Source organism: Micromonospora sp. NPDC003944 (assembly GCF_053605225.1).
The window spans coordinates 38,753-55,368 of record NZ_JBSGIV010000014.1 but is presented as its reverse complement, the minus strand read 5'-3'; the positions used below and the strand labels follow the sequence as shown (position 1 = coordinate 55,368).

The window sequence follows — 16,616 nt, the reverse complement described above, 5'->3', positions numbered from 1 at the left end:
CCGGCGGAGCCGATAAATCGTCCCCTGCCGTTCTTCCGACTATCAGCCCGCCCGACCGTCGGCGGGGCCGGAGCCCCATTTCTCCTCGTCCATCGGATAGATCGACGCTCTGCTCGAGTACATCGCAGCCGCGTTCGCCAACTCGACACGGGTGTTGATGTCCAACTTCTTGTAGACCTTGCGGAGGTGGTAGTTCACCGTGTGCGCCGACAGATGCACCTGTTTGGCGATCTGCCGATTCGTCAAGCCCACGCTCACCAGATAGGCGATACGTTGCTCCATGTCGGAAAGAGCGGACCAGCGGGTGGCAAGCCGCGAAGTGCCCTCTTCGGAGTGGGTCGACGCGACCGGCCGGGCCCCCGCCGGCGCTTTGGCCGCATAGAGCTTGGCGAGTTCCTCGGTCGCCAGGGCCACTGAGATCGGATCCGGCGACTGCGCGATGATGAGCGCGAGCGCGGCCGGGGCACTGTTCGCCAATGCGCTAGCATGCATGGCCGTCAATCCAATAATCGGGAAATCTGGATTGTCCTCCGCCAGACCGTCGACCGTCCGTAGAACGCTGTACTCAAGGTCGCTGTCGCGCACGTCTCGCGCGAGAAGCACCAGGAAGGCAGCGGCACTCGGAACCTCGATGTACAGGCTCCGCTGCGTCGGCAGATGGCTGTACTTGCCGGACAGTAACTGGGCCGCCTCCCAGGGTCCTTCCTTCTTGACCGCGATGAGCATCTCGGCCCAGGCATACTGCACAGAGTCGAGCACCACCTGGCTCGCCGCGGCGGTATGCGCCCGCTGCAGGTACTCGATGGCTGCGGGCAGGTCCTCCATATAGAACGAGGCGGTACTGAGCACCGAGTAGGCGAGGGGTCCGAGCATGGGAACGGCGTCCCGCTCCTCCGCGGCGATCGCCAGCGCCGCCTCCCGACGCGCGTCCCCGATACGCCCGGACTGGAGGAACAGCCGGGCCCGCATGGCCGCACACGCTGCCGTCCAGACCGGTACGGGCAGGCCGCGCAGACCGGCCTCGGCGTCATCGATCAGCGTCTCGGCCGCGTCGAACTCGCGAAGGCTCACAAGTTTCCCGGCCAGAGCGAGTTGGGAATGAAGGCACCAGACCGGATGAGCATGCTCGCTGAGGCGAACCGCGTTGCGACCGAGCTTGAGGCCCTCGGCCAACCGCCCCGTACGCCACAGCACAGTGGATCGTGCCGTCAGCGCCATCGCTGCGGCGATATCGCCCGGCCCGGCCCCTCGCTCCCGCAGGATCCGCTCGGAGGCGATCTCGGCTTCTGCCCTGCCGAGCAGGTGGTAACCCAGAATAAGAGACGCCTCCGCGTCGAGCCGAGCGGCCAAAGAGATGCCCGGACTGGCGAGAACGCGCTCTGCCGCACGGACTCCGGCTGCCGCGTCCCCGTTCATAATCAAGCTGTGCGCCCGGGAGCACGGCCCGCCGGCTTCGTCCTTGACCGTGCCGGACGATTCGCTCGGCCGCTCGGCCAGCCATAGCCGCTGACCGTACGCCGGGGTACGTCTTCTGGAAAGACTCATGGCCTCCCGCCGCAGGGCGTCACGTGCGGGGGCGGGGATGGATTCGATGATCGCCTGCAGAACAAAATCGCTCTGAAACGCAAGTTGATGCTCGGCGGCAACGACGAATCCTGATGCCATTGCCTCATCCAAGGGAGAGAGTAATGTTCCTGAAGATCTGTCCAGCAATCCTGCCACATCCTCCAGTCTGAAGGATTTCCCCAGTGCCGCCGCCACCTTCAGGAACTGCTGACAGTTGGCACTTAGGTCATTTAGCCGGCACACCACAAATTCCAGGACGCGACGGGGAGTCCGCCGCGCAACCAGTTTCAACGTGCCATTAACTCCCCGACCGCCACTGACTTCCCGAACAAGCCCCTCCTCGGCAAGCCCGAGCGCCAGCTCGGCGAGTAGCTGGGGATTCCCGCCCGCGCCGGCGGCGAAGTCGATCAACTCATGGTCCAAGGCGGCCCCGAGGATGTACCGCAAGACCCGCTCGTCGGCATCCTCGCCCGGCGGCCTCGGCACCAACCCGTTGGTGACACACACGGCGGCCAGAACCGCGTCTGACCTCTGGTTCTTTAGTTCCGGTCCCGTTGTCATAATCCCCCCGAGATTATGCGCACGCACCTGAAGGAAGAACTTATATCGATAGGTCACGATCACGCTACCACAAACAATGGCGCTCATGGATCATGTTTGGGCCGCACCCCCGGCCACCAGGCATCAGGGGTAAGTCGTGGCCATTCGGGCAGCCGCGACCAATATCGGACTAAACTGAGCAGTAACGTCAACAGCATTACTCCCCGCTACTCTTTCGCTCACCTTCAGTCGGGGCATCGCTCGCCCGTCCCGACATGACTTACTAGCCTTGTCGTGCACGTGATCGGGGCGTGTCGCCGAGTCGGGCGGAGCTGGTGGACCACTGACAGGGACACGGCGACCACCTCGCGGGTACGTCTATGTTGCCGCCGGCACTCTGGCGCCCCAGATCAGCGGCGGGACTGCCCACCGGGCAGTGCGGGCGACCAAGGCCGGTGCGGCTGCGCACCAGCGGGGGTGCAGCCCATGCCGGCCGGCCTCGCCTACCACACATCGCCCCAGGTGCTCCTGATCGAACGCACCGTTACCGTGGACCGCCGCAGCACACCCACCAGACGCAGCGCCCGTCGACCGGATCGAGCGCCTGCCGGGTCGGAATGGTCGCCATGGCTCGTCCACCCGAAGCACCCGACGCGCGGAATTCGTGCGCTACTGGAGGGTAGCGGCCGAGCATCGAGGCGCCTCGTGCGTCGTACGAAATTGCGCGACCCGCGCAAGCGCTGCTCCGTATGCCGCCTCAGGTGGCGGTAAAGGCGATGAACCGGCGCGAGATTGACGCTCGCCCGAGTCGCCTACCACGACACCTGAGCATCACGACATCGATGCGGAAGCAACAGTTACTCCGATCGCCGGGCTGGCCGCGCATTTCCGATAGGTCAGGCACGTCGATATCCTGAAGTTGCGGTTCAGACATCGACCGAGTCGGATGCTTTCCGGCGCAGCAGGCTGCCATCCGAACCACAGAGCCCCTTTCGATGAAGGGGGAATGCCGACGAGCTGTACTGCGGATGGAGTACCGCGCCCGTCGTAGCGCGATCCGAAAAGTGCCTTCATCTGCATCTCGACGCGGACACCCCCGAACACGAGTATTGCACTGCAAGCTAAATAACTATGAGGAGAAGCTGATGCCTACCGAGAGTCCACGTACTGATGGAGCTCTGGCGGGACTGGCCCGGTTCTGTTATCGGCGTCGTCGACTGGTGCTCCTGGGCTGGATCGTCGGCGTCGTCGCCGTGGCGTTCCTCGGCTTCAGCTACGGCGCTCCCTCCGACAATTCGTTCTCCGGCGGGGACTCCCACTCCGCCCAGGCCCAGGCCCTGATCGAGAAGCACTTCCCCGACCAGCAGGGCGACACGCTCACGCTCGCGATCAAGGCAGACAAGGGGATCGACGACCCCGCCGCTCGGCAGAAGATCGAGAAGGTCCTCGCCGACCTGGCCGCCTCCCCCATCACCGGGCCGGTGATCTCGCCGTACGAGGACCAGAACCTCGTGACGGAGGATCGTCGTATCGCCAGGACGACCATTCCGCTGACCACCGTGGACGTGTCGATTTCCGAGGTCAAGCCTCTGGTGGACACCGTCAAGGACGCATCCGCCGACGGCGTGGCGCTGGGGCTGGGCGGCGATAAGGCCGAGGAGGCGGAGACTCCCCCGCAGGGCACGGCCGAAGCGGTGGGCATCCTGGCGGCAGCGGTGATCCTGTTCATCGCCTTCGGGTCGCTGGTCGCGATGGGCCTACCCCTCATAACCGCACTGCTGGCGGTGATCGGCGGCATAGCCCTGATGCAGCTCGCGGGGCACCTGATCCCCTCGCCCGACTTCACGGTGATCGTGGCCGTCCTGATCGGACTCGGCGTCGGGATCGACTACGCATTGTTTATTCTGACCCGTTACAAGGACAGCCTGCAGGAGGGCGACGATCCCGAGAGCGCCACGGTCAAGGCCATCACCACCGCGGGCCACGCGGTTCTTTTCGCCGGCACGACCGTGGTGATCGCGCTACTGGGCCTGGTCGCCATGGGCCAGAAGATGATGATCGGCGTGGCGATCGGCGCGTCAACGACCGTGCTGGTGACGATGAGCGCCGCGGTCACCCTGCTGCCGGCGCTTTTGGGCTTCACCGGCCTCAAGATCAACTCGCTGAGCCTCCCCCGTCGGACGACCCGCCGGACGGCGGCAACCGGCATACCGGGGCGGGAGCGCCCCACGCCCGCCGAGCGCTGGGCCGGCGTGGTGCAGCGCAAGCCACTCATCGCCGCGGTCCTGGCCACCGCGATCCTGCTGGTGCTTGCCGCACCCGCGCTGTCGATGCGGCTGAGCCTGCCCGATGCCAGCGTCCAGCCCCATGACCGGAGCAGCTACACCTCGTACGAGATCCTCTCGGAGGGCTTCGGCCCCGGTTACGGCGCGCCCTTCATCTTCGCCGCTGCGGTCGACTCCCGCGATGCCGACCTGAGCCCCGTCGTCGAGGCGGTCCGGAACACCGAGGGCATCGCCTACTCGACTCCACCACGGATCAGCGAGGACGGGCAGGCCGCCATCTTCATGGCGTTCCCCAAGACCGGGTACCAGGACGAGGCGACCGCGGACCTGGTGCACGAGCTGCGCGACGATGTGCTGCCCGCGACGCCAGGCGGCGAAGACGTCTACCTCGGCGGCCCGAACGCCGGCGCGATCGACTACGCGGACGACACCAGCTCACGACTGCCCCTGATGATCGGGGTCGTCATCGTGCTGTCCCTGGTGCTGCTGCTCCTGCTGGTCCGGTCGGTCACGATCGCGCTGCAGGCCGCGGTGATGAACCTGCTGTCGATCGGCGCGGCCTATGGCGTGCTGGTCGCGGTCGTGCAGTGGGGATGGCTCGGCTCGGTCCTCGGGTTCCCCACCGAGATGCCGATCACGACCTGGGTGCCGATGATGATGTTCCCGCTCCTGTTCGGCCTGTCGATGGACTACGAGGTCTTCCTGATCTCGCGGATCCGGGAGGAGTACGAGGCCACCGGCGACACCCGCAGGGCCGTCACGCGCGGCTTGGCACGGACCGCCAAAGTCATCACCGCCGCCGCCGCCATCATGATCGCCGTCTTCACGACCGCCCTGCTCGGCCCCGACGTCTCGGTCAAGCAGATCGGTCTCGGCATGGCTGTCGCCGTGCTCGTCGACGCCACGATCATCCGGATGATCCTCGTCCCAGCGGTGATGGAACTGTGCGGCAACGCCAACTGGTGGATGCCCGGACGCCGGGCACCAAAGATCACCTCGGCACCCCCGGCCGAGGTTGAGGAAGCGGCCAGAGTCTGACCCTTCCTCGGGAGGAGTGCGGGGAACCCCCAAGACCCATTCCCCGCACTCCTTTTCCAAGCCCTCACCGCAATAGGGATCCGATGCCGAGCTGATCCGCACCGGCATGGACCGGCTAGTGCCGGTCCCCGACGGCCTGGACCTGCGGGCCGCGGCTGCTCTTGCGCACGACTGCGTCACCGCCAAGGGCTTCATCGGCGGAGTTGGAGTCAAGCCGGGCGACCGGATGCTGATCCTGGGAGCCGCGGGCGGCATGGGAACGCTGCTGGTCCAGCTTGGTGCACAGGTCGTCGGGGCCTGCCCGTGGCGCGGTCAAGCTCGCGCAGGTGCGGCGGCTCGGCGCCGACGCTGTCGTCGACTACACCGAGGACAGCTGGACCGACGCGGTACGTCACGCGTTTGGCGGCCTACCGGTCGACGTGCTGCTGGACGGGCCGACGCTCACCGTGCGATGGAGGCTCGGTCGATCCCGGATAAGGCGCTGCTCATTCCGCGATGGGCCGGTCGATCGCTCCCAATCGCCTATGATCATCGGCGATCATCAGCACGGGTCTGGACGAGCCGTATGGCGGGCACGGACCGGCTCATCACCGTGCGCCCTTAGGGCTCGGCCGGTCGCCGAGCACCCCGTCCACCAAGTGGCCTGCCGCGCCGAGATACCGGGACGGATCGCCGATCCGAGCCAGGTCTTCGGCGGTGTAACGGTCCCGCAGTTCCGGTGTTTCCGCCAGAACGTCAAACAGGCTACGCAGGGTGGCCTCCGCTTCCGCGGAGGCCCGGGTCAGCACCTCCTTGATCCGGTCCCGGCCGACCGAACGGGAGAGCTGGGCGGCGATCCGCTCGGAGGTGAGTTGGCCGCGAGTGATCGTGAGGTTGGCAGCCATCCGATCCGGGTGGACCACCAGCCCTCGTGCCAGTGTCACGGCCGTCTCGGCGGCACCGCCGGTCAGCCGCAGGCACTCGCGCAGCAACAACCACTCGGCGTGCCACACACCGGCGGACCGTTCGTCCTCACTGACCAGCGCCTGGGTGAGTCCGGCCGCCATCGGCGCCACCTGGAGAGCGGCGCTGCGGATCAGCGTGGCGAAGACCGGATTCCGTTTGTGCGGCATTGCCGAGGAGGCACCTCGACCGCTGGCAGCAGGCTCCGCCACCTCTCCCACCTCGCTGCGGGCCAGCGAGAGCACGTCGACCGCGATCTTGCCCAGAGCGCCGGCCACGAAGGCGAGCACCGCGGCGAGGTCCGCCAATGGAGTACGCAGCGTGTGCCACGGCAGCGCCGGCCGGCTCAGCCCAGTCTCCTCCGCGAACGCCGCCACCAGGCGGTCAACGTACTCGGGACCGGGCTCGGCGACGCCGTCCAGCGCCGCGTACTCGAGATAGCCGGCCAAGGTACCGGCCGCCCCGCCCAGCGACACGGGCAGGCCCTCGTTCCGTACCCGACGCAGGCGGACACGCGCGTCCACCAGCAACTGGTGCCAGCCCGCCGCCTTCAGCCCGAATGTCGTGGGTGCGGCGTGCAGGGCCAGTGTGCGCCCGGCCATCGGCGCATCGCGGTGAACGAGGGCCAGCTCGGCGAACGCGTCGGCGGCCTCGCCGAGATGACCGTCCACCACGGTCAGTGCGTGGTGTGCGACCATCATCGCCGCGGTGTCCAAGATGTCCTGGCTGGTTGAGCCCCGGTGGACGTACTCGGCGGATGCGGGGTCGAGCTCCGCGACGGCTCGGGTGAGACGGCTGACCAGTGCCACCACCGGATTCGCGGTGTCCCGGGCGGCCAGCGCGATCTCCCGGAGGTCAAAGAGCTCGGCCCGGGCAGTACGGGTGATCACCGCGGCGGCCTGCGGCGGCATGGTGCCCAACCGGGCCTGTGCCCGGGCCAGCGCTGCCTCGGCGTCCAGCATGGCCTGCAGCCATGCCCGGTCCCCGACGACCTGCTCGACCCTCGTGCCGGCGCGCACCGGCGACAGCAGCCCGCTGTCTACCGCCACGTCCACGTCGCCCATCACACGATCACCCCGTGGATACCGGCGGCCCCCGAGGCGTCACGGTCGGTCACCGTAGGCCCCACTGGCGGCAGTGACCGGAGTTCCGACGCGATCGCGTCGGCGTCGGCCAGGATCACCGAGTCGACGCCGGGACGGACGCCGGCCGCGGTGACCCAGTGCACCGACTCGGTGGGCACACCGAACGCGAAGCGGCGAGGGTGCGCCTGGTCCTGGGCGTCGATGACCCGGTACGGACGTTCGGTCACGGCCAGTCCTCCTGTTTCATGTCTGCCTCCGTTGCCGTACGGGATCCGGTAGGGCCGGCATTGTTCGGTGTCGAGCATGTGGCGCAGCAACGGCTCGGCTGTGCCGGGCAGATCCGCCTCGGGTAGTCGCGCCTCGATGAGAACTCCGGCACGCACCGGCGGCCCGGGCACCACCCGCGACGTCGCGACGAACGCCGGCGTCTGCGTGTCGATGACGATCTGGGTACCGGGCCCGGTCAGCTCCAGGACACCCGCCTCGATCAGCGCGACCATCTCCTCGACGCGCCGAGCCGGTGGACCGATCGACAGGAACGCGTTGAGCGGCGTGTACCACCCGGTCAGCTCGTCGCGGTAGGAGTCGCCGTCGATGCCGCCGTGATCGACCGCCAGGCGGATTTCGTTGCGCAGATCACGGAGAACGTCCAGAGCGGCCTTCAGCGGCCCACGAACATTGCCCGCGTGCGCCTCGGCCACGTCACGAGCCAGGTACTCGATGAGCCAGGCCCGGAAATCGTCCCGATTGCCGAAGGTGCGATCACGGTACGGATGGGCCAGCCGCTCCCAGTCCCAGCGGTCCACCGTCGGTACCTGGAACTCGTCGAGCAGCGCCGCGTGCCGTCCCTCCGGCGCAGCCAGGTAGCGCTCCACGAAGGAATCGGCCTGGTCGACCGACCCCGCCCGGCGCAGCCACGTCGCGTAGTAGACGCTCTCCACCTCGGCGGCGATCAGTGGCCACAGGTCCCGCCGGAACCGGATCGACTCGCCGCGCGCACGACGCGCTCGCAACTGCGTCACCGCCTCCGCGGTCAGCAGCCGGGGCAGGTACCGGCCGGACACGCCCTTCTGGTTGTCGCCGCGGGCGTGCGCCGGCACTCCGCGCCGCGAACTGGCGTACAGCATCGGCTCGGCCCCGCTCGGTCGGTACCGCAGGCGCCGGTCAGCCCGGTCGAACGTTCCCCCCCGACCCACCGTCAGCAGGATCAAGAAATCGAAGAAGGTCAGCCCGAGTCCCCGCAACAGCACCGGCTCACCCGCGACGATGTGATCCAGATCGACGTCGGCCGGATTGGCTGGGGGAAGGTAGGTCAGCCCGTGGATCCGGGACAGGCTCGCGGCGCGGGCCTGCCGGGGATCCAGCCGGGAGGCCACGTGACCCAGGGTGAGCACGACGGCGTCCAGGTGGTGCAGCCGGGTGCCGTCGGCCATGCGTACGCCCTGCGGGCCGCCGGTGACGCCCGAGGTGTCGGCGATCGCCACCGCCCGGGAGCGGTGACAGCGAACCGACATGTGCGGCGGCGCTTTCGCGACGACCCGACGGAAACTGTCCCGCAGGTAATGGCCGTAGAACGCCCGGCTGGGATAGTCGTCGGGGCCGAGTTCCCGGGCCTCGTCGAGGATGGCCTGGTCGTGCCCGCCGAGCGGGCCAAGCAGCGCCACGCTCTTCGCCCACTCGTAGAGGCTGGGTCCAGGCTCGATCGGGCCGTCCAGCCGAGAACTCGGGTCGGTGTAGACGGTGATTTGCGAGGCGACCGTATTGGTGAGCAGCAGCCGTGACTGGTCCGTGCGCCACACCGCGCCGGAGCCAGGGACGGCGGGATCCACCACGTGCACGGTGATGCTGGCGCAGGCCCGATCGTGGCGTTCCTGGGCACAGAGTCGTTCCAGGACGGACAGGCCGCGCGGTCCGGCGCCGACGACACAGATCTCCAGATGGCCGGTACGGGTCATCGCACGGCTTCACTCGGTCGTCGGGCGGCTACCCGGGCCCCGTGCATCCAGGCCACCGTGTCGTGCAGGTGCTCCGGCGTCATCGCGGCGAGTGCCTGGTTGCGGGCCGACGCGGCGTCGCCGGCAGCGTGCCAGAGCCGGATGCTGTCGCGGGAGATGCCCTGTACCGCCGAGGTTCGCTCCCGTCGCGCAGCGGCGTACTGGAGGAGCACCTGGCGCACCGGCTCGACGCCGTGGCCGAGCAGGTCGCCGAGCACCACCGCGTCCTCCAGGGCCTGGCAGGCGCCCTGCGCGGCGTAGTGCAGCATGGGGTGCGCGGCGTCGCCGAGTAGGGCGACCCGGCCGTCGGTCCAGCCGTCGATCGGTGGCCGGTCGACCAGCACCCAGGCACGCCAGTCGTCGCTCAGGCTCAGCAGGTCGCGGACCGCGGGGAGCTGGGACATCGCGGCCCGCACCAGGGCACCCTCGGTCGGACGGCCGGCGATCAGCGTCGGCGCGCCGTCGAAGTGGCTGGCCGCCATGTTGAGGTAGGCGCCGCCGCTGATCGGGTAGTGCACGAAGTGGCAGTCCGGGCCGGCCCACCAGGTGACGGCGTCCCGGCGTACCCGGGCGGGAACCCGGTCCATGGGGACGATGGCGCGGTATGCGGTGATGCCGGAGTTGCGTGGCTCGCCGTCGTCGATCATCTGGCGGCGGATCCGGGAATGGATGCCGTCGGCGCCGATGATCACGTCGCCTGGCAGCTGTTCGCGGGAATCCAGATGGACGGTGGCGCCGGCCGCGGACTGTGTGTACCTGGTGACGGACGCGTTGGGGCGCAGGGTTATCCGGGGCCGCCCTCGGCAGGCGTCGAGTAGCTGGCGGTGCAGCTCTGCGCGATGGACCACCACGTACGGGCTGCCGAATCGACGCTCGTACTCCTCGGTCAGCGGCATGCTTGTGACGTGCTCGCCAGTCACGCCGTCCATGAACCGCAGCTCGGACATCGCGACGGCGCTCGCCCGGACCTGCGGGCCCAGGCCCAGCACGTCCAGCGCGTACAGGCCGTTGGGCGCCAGCTGGATACCCGCGCCCAGCTCGGTGAACTCCGGCTGGCGTTCCAGGACCGTCACGTGATGTCCGTGTGCCGCCACCGCGAGGGCGACGGCGAGCCCGCCGATGCCGCCTCCGGCGACCAGGACACGTACGGGTGCTCGCGTGCTCATTTCGCCGCGCTGCCCCGGTCGTGCAGCTGTCGGGCCAGCTCCAGCCGCTTGATCTTGGTGGTGGCGGTCTCCGGGAGGTCCTGCAGACGCCGTTGCACGGGCTGTGCCATGGGAGGCAGGGTGGCGACCGCGGCGGCCCAGCGGGCGATGTCGAGCGGGCGGTCCCCGTCAGTGCAGATCACCGGGACCGGTGGCCCTTGCGGAGCCGGCAGGATGATCACTTCGACGAGTTCGTCGAGTTGGGTGAAGAGGGTGTCCTCGACCGCGAGCGTGCTGCCGAACCCGTCGATCTCGTCCACCTCACGGTCCAGCAGGTGCAGGCAACCCCACCGGGTCCGGTAGCCCAGGTCGCCCATCCGCCACCACGATCCGTGGCGCTGACCCTCGTACCGCTCCTGCTCGCCGAGGTAGGTCACGATGCGCCCGTCGGTACGCACCTCGATGTAGCCGGGATTCTCGGAGGTGGGGCGGCGCCCGTCCCGGCTCACCACGCGCACGTCGGTCATGCCGGGGAACGGCATGCCGACGCAGCGCCCGTCGGCGCCCTCCGGCCGCTTGCGGGTGAAGGCGCGGGCAGCCACCGGACCGACCTCGCTCTGCCCGTACAACTGACCGAAGACCGGATTCGGATACGCGGACGCCGCGAGCATCCGCCGCACGGTCCGTGGATGGATGGCATCGAACGTGCTGCTGAAGTAGCGCACCGTGGCGAGCGGCCGACGAGGGTCGTCCGCCAACCGCTCCCAACGCAGGAACGAGTTGGGATGGGTCTCCAGCACGCCCGGCCGGTGGGCCGCGAACAGATCCGCGGCGCGGTCCGGGTCGTTGTCGGCCAGCACGATCAGCGGAAACCCCCGCAACAGGGTGATCGCCAGAGCGGTGAACAGCCGGGAGTGCACGAAGGAGACGTGAATGGCCACCGGGCAGCGGCGCCGGACCAGCGCGGCGATCGACGCCTGCGGGCGGTAGCGCGCCTGGAGCGTCCGGCTGGTGTGGACGGCCAGCTTCGGTATGCCGGTGGTGCCCGAGGTGTGGGTGATCAGGGTGGGCTGTTCCGGCGCCATGATGATCGGAGCGACCTCCGGCACGCCGGTCAGCGCCCGCAGGGCGGTGGTACGGGGATGCTCGCCGGCTGCGAGCAGCACCCCGGCGGTCTCGGTGAAGACCGGCTCCGGCAGCTCGTGCTCGATCTTGGCGCGGTCGGTCAGCAGGTATGGCCGGCCGGCGCGACGGATCAGCTGAAGGACCGTGGCGCCGTCGAGCTGGGGAGAGAGCAGCACCGGCACGGCGCCGATCCGGGCCAGCGCGCATGCGGTCAGCGTGATGTCGAAATTGTGAGACTTGTACACCACCACCCGGTCCGCGGGCCGTACACCCGCGGCATGCAGCCGGGAGGCGAGGTCGGCGATCAGGTCGGCGATGGCACCGACGGTGATCCGCCGCCCCAACTCCGGCGCCACGTCGAGGTCGTGGTCGAGGGTGATGTCGGTGCCCGGGTGTGCGGCCGCGGCTCGCTCGAAGAGCGTGCCCAATCGGATGCCGCGGTTGGCGATTCTCTGCAGCAACATGTCAGGACTCCTACCGTTCGCTCTCGACGATCGCCCTGATGCGGCGCAGCGTCTCGTGCAGGTCGGCGCCGACCTTGGCGCCCCATTCGGTGATGAACCGCCGGCGCTCGTCGTCGCCCATGTCCCGGGTGATCTTTCGGATTCCCTCGGTGGGGGTATCCATCCGGAAGTGGTGCACGAGCCGGCAGCCGTTCGGCTCCCGGGTCATCCGGAAGGCCCACACGCTCGTCTGGGCACGACCCTGGCTGTCTCGCATCGCCCAGCTGAACTCCGTGCCGGGGACGGCGGTCTGGATCTCCGCCTCGGTGGTCCAGGTGCCGCGCACGACCGGCGCCCAGGAGACGACGTCCTCGCCGCGCAGGTTGTGCCCGCGGAACACCGCGCCGGGCGTACCGGGCGTGCCGCTGATCCACTCGCCTCCGGTGCACTCGGGGCTCCACTCGCGGCTGCGGGGAAGGTCGCTGACGAGCGCGTACACCTCGGTCGGGGTGGCTTCGACGATGAGTTCCGCCTGTGATTCGAACAGTGGCGTGGTGGTCTCAGTTTGGGCCATGGGGAGAATCGTCGGTAACGACTTCCCGGGGGGTCAAAGCGTTCGGAGCTGATCCATCAGGTCGCCACCGTCGCTCGCGCCGACCGTCGAATTACTTGATTCACGCCATATTCTTCGCGCCGTCCGACGCTCTAGCCTGGATCTCGGGTAGCGATCCAAGTGCGCGGCGTGACGATGGGTGATGCGACATGCACACCCGCTCGGCATCGTCGGGAGGTGCCGCGCGCCAACGCCCGGGACGCGACTATGGACACGGGGAGAGTCATGTCTACGAAGATCGACGAAGGCACCACCGTGCTTGCAGAACCGCTGCTGTCGGCCCACCCACGTTACGGATCCGTACACGTCGCTGAGCCGGACGGAGGTGCCGGCCAGGTGCAGGGCCTCGCGCCACCGCAGGACGAGGGCACCCTGCTCCAGGACATCGCCCGTCAGGGGCGGCGGCTGCTCGACGCACCGGTCGCATTCGTCGCCGTCGTGTCCGAGGAGGGGTCCACGATCACGGTACGCGCGGTGGACGGCTCCGGCATGGGCACCGAACTGCGCCTGCCGGGTAGCCACCCGTCCGCTGCGGCGCTGCTCGACGGCTCGTCTCTCTGGTGCCTCTCGGACGATGCTCGGGGGGCCGCCGGACAGCCCGGGGTCGGCCCGCGCGATCCCCGCGAGGAACCGTTGCACCCGGTGATCGCCGTACGACTCGGCCGCGTTCATGGATCCGCCCCCCGCCGCTCGGTCACCGCGCTGTACCTCAGCGACCGACGGCCCCGGGCGATCATCGTCAGCGAGCGCATCCAACTGACCTCGTTCGCCCGGCTGGCCGGTGCGGCGATGGAAAAGACGCAACTGCTCGACCTCGCGATCGCCCGGCTCTATGGGCTCGAGCAGCAGTCCGCCCGCGCCGCCGCCGACCTGGACCGGCTACAGGCTCTGCGCTCGGTGCACTACGGCTTCATCGACCTGGCCGTGGCTAGGGGTGACGCACAGGCTTTCGTCGACGAGGCGGACCGGCGGATCGGCGGATCGGTGCGTCTGTGCACCGCCGACGGCCTCGTCGTTGCCGCGAGCCGCCCGACGGCCGGACGCGGCCTCACCGAGGTGCTCCCTGGTCCGGCCGCCTCCGGTCGGGATCCGATCGCCCACGACGTGCGTTCCTGGGTGGTCCCGGTACTGGCCGGCGACCGGCGAATGGGAAGCCTGCTCGTCGAGATCGACAAAGCACCGGGCGAGCCCGATCAGCAGCTACTGCTCCTGATCGGCCAGGCGGCGGCGGTCATCCTGCGGCAACTCGACGACAGCATGGAGAGTCAGGCCCGGCGGGCGCTGCTCAACGAAATGATCACCACGCCGAAGCCCGCCGACACACTCGTGGAACAGGCGCGCAGGCTCGACGTCCACCTGGACCGGCCGTACGTCGTGGTGGTCCTGCGTCCGGACGGCGTCAGCCCGCACTGGGCGTCGGTGTGGAGCGCGGCATTCGCCGCCCGTAGCGGTGGGCTGTCCGCCATGCACGACGGCGACATCGTGCTGCTACTGCCGGGAGAGACCGACCCGGCCGAGGTCGCCCGAACGGCCGCCGACGAGTCGGGATCGCTGTTCGGCCGGCCGGTGACGGCAGCCGCCTCCAACCCCAGCTCCGGCCCCGTAGGCGTGGCCGCACGGTACCGGCAGGCCCTGCGCTGCCTGGAAATCATGATCCTGATGGACCTGGGCGGCCGTGGCGTATCCGTGCAGGAGCTCGGTTTCCTGCCCATGCTGCTGGCCGGGCGGGAGGGCATCGACCAGTTCATCGACACCACGCTCCAGCCGATCCTGGACTACGACCGGCACCGCAACGGCGACCTGGGCCGAACGCTCGACGCGTACTTCCAGTCCGGGCGCAGCCCGACCAACGCGGCGAAACTGCTGCACATGCACCCGAACACCGTCACCCGGCGGCTGGAGCGGGTGACGCGGCTGCTCGGCCCGACCTGGCAGCGCCCGTCACGGGCACTGGAGATACAGCTAGCGCTCCGCCTCCACCGCCTGCTCACCGAGCTGTGACACCCGCCGGGTCAGCCGGGTACGACGAGTGCCCGGCGCCCGCGCATCTCTCCGTCCTCCACCATCTGGTGCACCTTCGCCATGTCGGACAACGGGAAGCGGACCACCTCCCGTGGGTTCAGCCGGCCCGCGGCCAGCAGCCGGTTGACGGCGCCGGCAGCCTCCGCGAGCTCGGCGGTCGTCGCATGCGAGATGACGAAGCCGACGATCGACCTATCCATCGTGTAAAGGTCACCGACGGGCAGTGCCGGCCTGGTTCGGGCGCCGGCGAGCAACACGATCCGGCCGCGGGCCGCGAGCCGCCCGACCACCAGATCCAGATCGTTGGTGCCGGAGGTGTCCAGGTAGATGTCGATGCCCTCCGGGCAGGCCGCCGACAACCGTTCCCCGAGATCGGGCGCCGCGTAGTCGATGACCTCCGCAGCGCCCGCGGACCGGCAGAACGTTTCGTCCCGGGGCGCGACGGTCGCCACCACGCGACCTCCCAGAGCCACCGCCAGCGTGATCAACGCCGTGCCGACGTTGCCGCCGCCCCCGCCGACCACTACCGTCTCGCCGGGACGCAGGCGTCCGTGCACGGCCAACGCCAGGTACGCGGTCGCGGCCGGATGCAGCACGGTTACCGCCTCCGCCGATGCCTCCACAGGCAGGTGATAGAGCCGATCCGCGGGCACCACGACCCGCTGCGCCGCGGCGCCCTGGCGGCCTCCGTGGCCGAGGCTGTTGCACCAAACGCGGTCTCCGGCGTGGAACTCGGCGACACCATCACCGGAGCGTGCGACCACACCGACCAGGTCGCGCCCCACGACGAACGGCAGCGGCACGTGCGTCCGGAACGCGCCCGAGCGGACAAATGTGTCGACATGATTGACGGTCGTGGCCACGACGTCGACAAGCACATCGGTCGGTCCGGGATGCGGCGTGGGCAGGTCGCCGTACCGGATCGCGGCGGCCGGCCCGAGCCGGTCGATGTACGCGGCACGCACGGTCGTCACCGCAGCACCAGGCTCTTGAGGCCGTCGTCACTCTGGAAGAAAGACATGCGCATGGAATCGTCGGCGTACGGACCCGGCGCCGGGGGCTCGTCCAGGGTGATCCCGAACCAGCGCTGGTACGCCTCGAGCACGGCGGCGTCGCCGACCAGGGTCTCGGTGGTCTGCCGGCCGTCGGCGAGGACAGTCAGCTTGTTGCCCTGCAGGGTGACGCGGCCATTCTCCAGGGGCAGGGAGCAGAACATGTTCTGCAGGAACGGTGACGCCGGATGGGTGCGGTACCACCACAGGTTCTGCCGGAAGTCTGGCAACTCGGCCGGCTCGTCATAGAAGCGGTACTGCAGCAGATCGTTGCGGTAGACGTCGGTGGTGTCCGGCTCCGGGCGTCGTGAGCTGAACAGGCCGTGCGGATCCACATGCGGCTCGGTCGTGCCGAGCCGCATCGGAAAACGACTGCTCTTGCCGAAGCCGACGTCGGACATCCAGCGTGAGCCGGTGTCCGGGAAGTGGACGGTCATCATCACGTGATTGTGCGGGGCGGTGAAACGCCCGGAGATCCAGACCCGGCACTGGTGCAGCGTCACCGGGAAGTTCAGTGCCTGCAACAGCAGGTAGAAAGCGGTGTTGATCTCGTAGCAGCCGCCGCCCCGCCGCCGGTACACCACCTTGTCCACGATCCGCTTGTCCATGTAGATCTCGTGACCGAGGTGATAGTCGATGCTCTCAAACGGCACCGTGAGGGTGTGACGCTCCTGCAGGTCACGCAGTGCGGCGAGGTCCGGGCGCTCGGGCCGGTCGGCGCCGATCCGGATGAGGTAGTCCTGTACTTGCTGCTCGGTCAGCACGG

General features: G+C 68.9%; 10 protein-coding genes. 2 read left to right on the top strand and 8 right to left on the bottom strand.

Translation table 11 applies throughout. The features are described from left to right. Positions 1 to 42: 42 nt before the first annotated feature. On the bottom strand, positions 43 to 2,214 hold the full coding sequence (locus ACWER9_RS09630; protein ID WP_452301401.1) for a LuxR C-terminal-related transcriptional regulator: 2,172 nt from the start codon (positions 2,212 to 2,214) through the stop codon (positions 43 to 45). A gap of 920 nt (positions 2,215 to 3,134) precedes the next feature. Between ACWER9_RS09630 and ACWER9_RS09625 the strand changes: the two genes are divergently transcribed. Further along, positions 3,135 to 5,429, top strand: a complete 2,295-nt coding sequence (locus ACWER9_RS09625) for an MMPL family transporter (RefSeq protein ID WP_452301400.1) — start codon at positions 3,135 to 3,137, stop codon at positions 5,427 to 5,429. Between the two features lie 587 nt (positions 5,430 to 6,016). Here ACWER9_RS09625 and ACWER9_RS09620 read toward each other — a convergent pair. From ACWER9_RS09620 to ACWER9_RS09600, 5 genes are read right to left on the bottom strand one after another with little or no spacing between them, the layout of a single operon-like run. Then, entirely contained in the window at positions 6,017 to 7,435 is a 1,419-nt protein-coding gene (locus ACWER9_RS09620) for a class-II fumarase/aspartase family protein (protein WP_452301399.1), read from the bottom strand. Continuing rightward, positions 7,435 to 9,411 (bottom strand): FAD/NAD(P)-binding protein, encoded by a 1,977-nt coding sequence (locus ACWER9_RS09615; protein WP_452301398.1) that lies wholly within the window; start codon positions 9,409 to 9,411, stop codon positions 7,435 to 7,437. Before ACWER9_RS09615 ends, ACWER9_RS09620 begins: the two co-directional genes overlap by 1 nt. Then, complete coding sequence (locus tag ACWER9_RS09610; RefSeq protein WP_452301397.1) at positions 9,408 to 10,616, bottom strand: FAD-dependent monooxygenase; 1,209 nt, start codon at positions 10,614 to 10,616, stop codon at positions 9,408 to 9,410. Before ACWER9_RS09610 ends, ACWER9_RS09615 begins: the two co-directional genes overlap by 4 nt. Next, entirely contained in the window at positions 10,613 to 12,184 is a 1,572-nt protein-coding gene (locus tag ACWER9_RS09605; RefSeq protein WP_452301396.1) for a class I adenylate-forming enzyme family protein, read from the bottom strand. The genes ACWER9_RS09610 and ACWER9_RS09605 overlap by 4 nt, the downstream gene beginning before the upstream one ends. 10 nt (positions 12,185 to 12,194) lie before the next feature. Beyond that, positions 12,195 to 12,737, bottom strand: a complete 543-nt coding sequence (locus ACWER9_RS09600; RefSeq protein WP_452301395.1) for an SRPBCC family protein — start codon at positions 12,735 to 12,737, stop codon at positions 12,195 to 12,197. Between the two features lie 264 nt (positions 12,738 to 13,001). Between ACWER9_RS09600 and ACWER9_RS09595 the strand changes: the two genes are divergently transcribed. Beyond that, positions 13,002 to 14,777, top strand: a complete 1,776-nt coding sequence (locus ACWER9_RS09595) for a helix-turn-helix domain-containing protein (protein WP_452301394.1) — start codon at positions 13,002 to 13,004, stop codon at positions 14,775 to 14,777. A gap of 11 nt (positions 14,778 to 14,788) precedes the next feature. Here the strand turns inward: ACWER9_RS09595 and ACWER9_RS09590 are convergent, their stop codons facing one another. Both ACWER9_RS09590 and ACWER9_RS09585 read right to left on the bottom strand, forming a co-directional pair. Further along, positions 14,789 to 15,772, bottom strand: a complete 984-nt coding sequence (locus ACWER9_RS09590; protein WP_452301393.1) for an NADPH:quinone reductase — start codon at positions 15,770 to 15,772, stop codon at positions 14,789 to 14,791. After that, positions 15,769 to 16,614 carry an arylamine N-acetyltransferase family protein gene (locus tag ACWER9_RS09585; protein ID WP_452301392.1) on the bottom strand — a complete coding sequence of 282 codons (846 nt, stop codon included), beginning with the start codon at positions 16,612 to 16,614 and terminating at the stop codon, positions 15,769 to 15,771. Before ACWER9_RS09585 ends, ACWER9_RS09590 begins: the two co-directional genes overlap by 4 nt. Positions 16,615 to 16,616: the final 2 nt, after the last annotated feature.

What these genes read in the sequence shown, in the direction of transcription:
- ACWER9_RS09615 (WP_452301398.1), bottom strand. Translation starts at nt 9,411, where the DNA reads ATGACCCGTACCGGCCATCTGGAGATCTGTGTCGTCGGCGCCGGACCG.
- ACWER9_RS09600 (WP_452301395.1), bottom strand. Translation starts at nt 12,737, where the DNA reads ATGGCCCAAACTGAGACCACCACGCCACTGTTCGAATCACAGGCGGAA.
- ACWER9_RS09610 (WP_452301397.1), bottom strand. Translation starts at nt 10,616, where the DNA reads ATGAGCACGCGAGCACCCGTACGTGTCCTGGTCGCCGGAGGCGGCATC.
- ACWER9_RS09630 (WP_452301401.1), bottom strand. Translation starts at nt 2,214, where the DNA reads ATGAGCGCCATTGTTTGTGGTAGCGTGATCGTGACCTATCGATATAAG.
- ACWER9_RS09625 (WP_452301400.1), top strand. Translation starts at nt 3,135, where the DNA reads ATGGAGTACCGCGCCCGTCGTAGCGCGATCCGAAAAGTGCCTTCATCT.
- ACWER9_RS09595 (WP_452301394.1), top strand. Translation starts at nt 13,002, where the DNA reads ATGTCTACGAAGATCGACGAAGGCACCACCGTGCTTGCAGAACCGCTG.
- ACWER9_RS09605 (WP_452301396.1), bottom strand. Translation starts at nt 12,184, where the DNA reads ATGTTGCTGCAGAGAATCGCCAACCGCGGCATCCGATTGGGCACGCTC.
- ACWER9_RS09620 (WP_452301399.1), bottom strand. Translation starts at nt 7,435, where the DNA reads ATGGGCGACGTGGACGTGGCGGTAGACAGCGGGCTGCTGTCGCCGGTG.